This window comes from Rhodococcus sp. R1101 (assembly GCF_000278445.1).
Lineage (GTDB): Bacteria > Actinomycetota > Actinomycetes > Mycobacteriales > Mycobacteriaceae > Rhodococcus > Rhodococcus gordoniae.
Map to the genome: position 1 here is coordinate 1 of NZ_AJVB01000496.1, position 2791 is coordinate 2791.

The window sequence follows — 2791 nt, forward strand, 5'->3', positions numbered from 1 at the left end:
ACCGGCAGTTCGAGACCCCCGACCTCGGCGACATTCGTCAGCAGCGTCTCGGCAGCCGCGGGATAGTCCGTCTGCGCCAGGTAATGCGGCACGTGTACCGAGAACCCCACGGACTCGTGCCCGTGCTGACCCATCCGGTATTCGAGCAGGGACGACACCCCTGCGGGCACCTGCAGTTCGCCCGACCAGCGGTGGTGCCCGGCGATGAGATCCTTGTTCGTCGAATGCGCGGTGACCGCCAGCGGCCGCGTATGGGGGATCGCCATCGGGATCGCGTTGAGCCCGATGGTCCGCCGCACCCCGAACTGCTCCGCGAGCAACCGGACCGCGGTGATGAAGCGTTCCCACCTCAGGTCGGGTTCGGCACCCGCCAGCAACAGGAACGGGGTGCCCGCCTCGTCGATGAGCGCGTACAGGTTCAGCTCGGGTTCCGCGTAGTCGGAGAAGTGATCGGCCTTGAAGGTCATGAGCGGGCGTCGCGACCGGTAGTCGATCAGTTCGTCGACGGCGAACGACGCGACGAGTTCGGTCTCCAGGTTCTCGCGCAGGTGGGTGGTCGCCAGACGCACCGCGTGTCCGGCATCGGCGAACCCTTCGAGGCCGTGCACGAGCACCGGCCCCTCACCGTCCGATGACGTGAGCTGCGGAGCCGGGAACTCCAGCTCGTACATGCGGGACTGCTCGTCCATCTGCGAACCACTCCGATCACACTTCGTCTCGGCTCTCCGCCGGGGTCACCCGACGTGGCATGGTGGTGTTCGAGTCTAATTGACGCCACGACGACCGATTCCGGGGCGCACACCCTGCCCGACGTCGACGACCGAGGGAGGTTCGGGTGACCCGACGCGAAGTTCGTCCGAGGCGCCGCGCAGCGGTCGCCCGGACCGTGATGCTGGCCGCGTGCCTGGTGTTCGTACCGGCCTGTTCCGAGACCGTCGCCGGCGATCCCGGTCCGGAACCGGCAGCCCTGACAGGGACGGCACCCGCATCCGCGCCGGGGACCGCCCGTGCCCCGGGCGAGCTGGTGCTGCCACCGGAACGATTCCCCGCGCCGTACCTCGCGGTGGTCCTTCCGCCGGAAGCGGTGGCACAGGCGGCACCGGACCTGACCGGGATCCAGCCCGGTTCGAAGGTCGATCCGGGCGGATGTCTGCCACCCACCCAGGATTACGGTCCGGGCACCACCGCCATGGTGGTGGGGACCGACAACGCGAGTCGCGCGACGATCAGCGTCGAGGTCGCCCGGTCCGCTCCGTCCCTCACCGAGTACCGGACCCATCTGACCGAGTGCTCACGGGTGGACGCGACCGTGCGGGGAGTCACCTCGACCGTCGCAACCGTCCTGGACGACGATCCCGCCGCGCCCGTCGACGGCGCCGAGACCCTGGCCCTGAGCCGCACGGTCGATTCCGGCAGGGGATCGGGCGGCATGACGCAGTCGATGGCCACGCGCATCGCCCAGCTCGGGGATGTGCGCGTGACGGTCACCTACATGTCGTTCGACTCGGCCCGGGCCGACACCGCGAGTCTCGACCGTGTGTTCCGGGACGCCGTCGAGTTCGCTGCCCGGCCCTGACGGCCGGCCCCGCACCCCGCCGGCCCTGACGGCCGGCCCCGCACCCCCGCCGGCCCTGGCGGCCGGCCCCGCACCCTAGCAGCGCACGGCGACGGGATCGGCCGGCAGAAGCCGGAGACTCCCGTCGGCCACGGAAGTTGTCCACAACCGGCCGTTTCATCCCCAGAAGGCCGCGGATCGCCCTCGTGGCAGGCTTTCCGCTCGGACCCGTAGGCCACGGTCCGAGCATGACAACTTCCACGCCCTCGTCCTCGCATCCCCTCCGGCTCACCGATGTCGGTGACGTGATCGCGGCCCTGCCCGCTCTGATGGGATTCCCGCCCGCCCGCTCGATCGTCGTGATGTGCCTGACCCCGACCGGGGACGCCCCGACCCGCCCGAACGGGAAGGTCGCGGCCATCGGTGCCGTGATGCGACACGACCTCGTCCTGCCCGGGGCCGGGGAACCCGTTCCCGAACTCATGCGCGCGGCGTTCCGGCGTTTCTGCGCCGTCTGTGCCCGTGAGGGTGCGGAATCCGTGGTCGCAGTCCTCGTGGACGACGAGCTCACCGACCGGCACGACCCGGCCGTCGCCGAGGTGTGCCGGCTCGTCGACGATTTCGCGGATCACCTCGACGCCGTCGGAATCGATCTGGCAGGTGTGTACGCGCTACCCGAGATATCGGGCGGGACAACCTGGTTCGTACCCGGCCAGGACATCATCGGCAGTGTGGCCGACCCCGGATCCTCGGTGGTCGCGGCGGCGCGGGTGTTCGAGGGCAGCCCGATCCGGGGCTCCCGCACCGAACTCGAAGCGCTGCTCACCCCGTATCCGCCGGCGGTGCGGCAGGAAGTTGCGCGCTGCATCGACGAGGTCGTCGAGACCCGCGACCTCGAGTACGAGCGTTGTGCCCGCGAGGGTGGCGGCGAACGTGCCGACCGCGTCGAACTGCAGGCCGTGCTCGCGCACGTCGAGGCGTACGCCGCCGGAACGGATCCGAGTGCGTCGGATGTCGCAGAACTTGCGGTGCTGCTCGCGAATCGCACGGTGCGGGACGCCGCGATGGGGCTCGCGACCGGTCCGCTCGCACGCGCGGCGGAGCGGCTGTGGAGCGAACTGGCACGCGCACTGCCGGATCCCGAACGGGCGGACGCCGCTGCACTCGTCGGCTTCTGCGCCTACGTGCGCGGCGATGGGCCGCTCGCCGGGGTCGCGCTCGCCGCTGCCCTCGAAT

The 2791-nt window shown here is 70.6% G+C and carries 3 protein-coding genes; 2 read left to right on the forward strand and 1 reads right to left on the reverse strand.

Annotation, left to right across the window (positions count from 1 at the left end):
- On the reverse strand, positions 1 to 689 hold a 689-nt coding region (locus R1101_RS0120460), incomplete at its 3' end, for a proteasome assembly chaperone family protein (protein ID WP_016935156.1).
- Between the two features lie 200 nt (positions 690 to 889).
- Here R1101_RS0120460 and R1101_RS27775 point away from each other — a divergent pair.
- On the forward strand, positions 890 to 1576 hold the full coding sequence (locus R1101_RS27775) for a DUF5642 family protein (RefSeq protein ID WP_016935157.1): 687 nt from the start codon (positions 890 to 892) through the stop codon (positions 1574 to 1576).
- Positions 1577 to 1803: 227 nt separating this feature from the next.
- The coding region (locus R1101_RS0120470; protein ID WP_026003523.1) for a DUF4192 domain-containing protein at positions 1804 to 2791 on the forward strand (988 nt) is incomplete at its 3' end.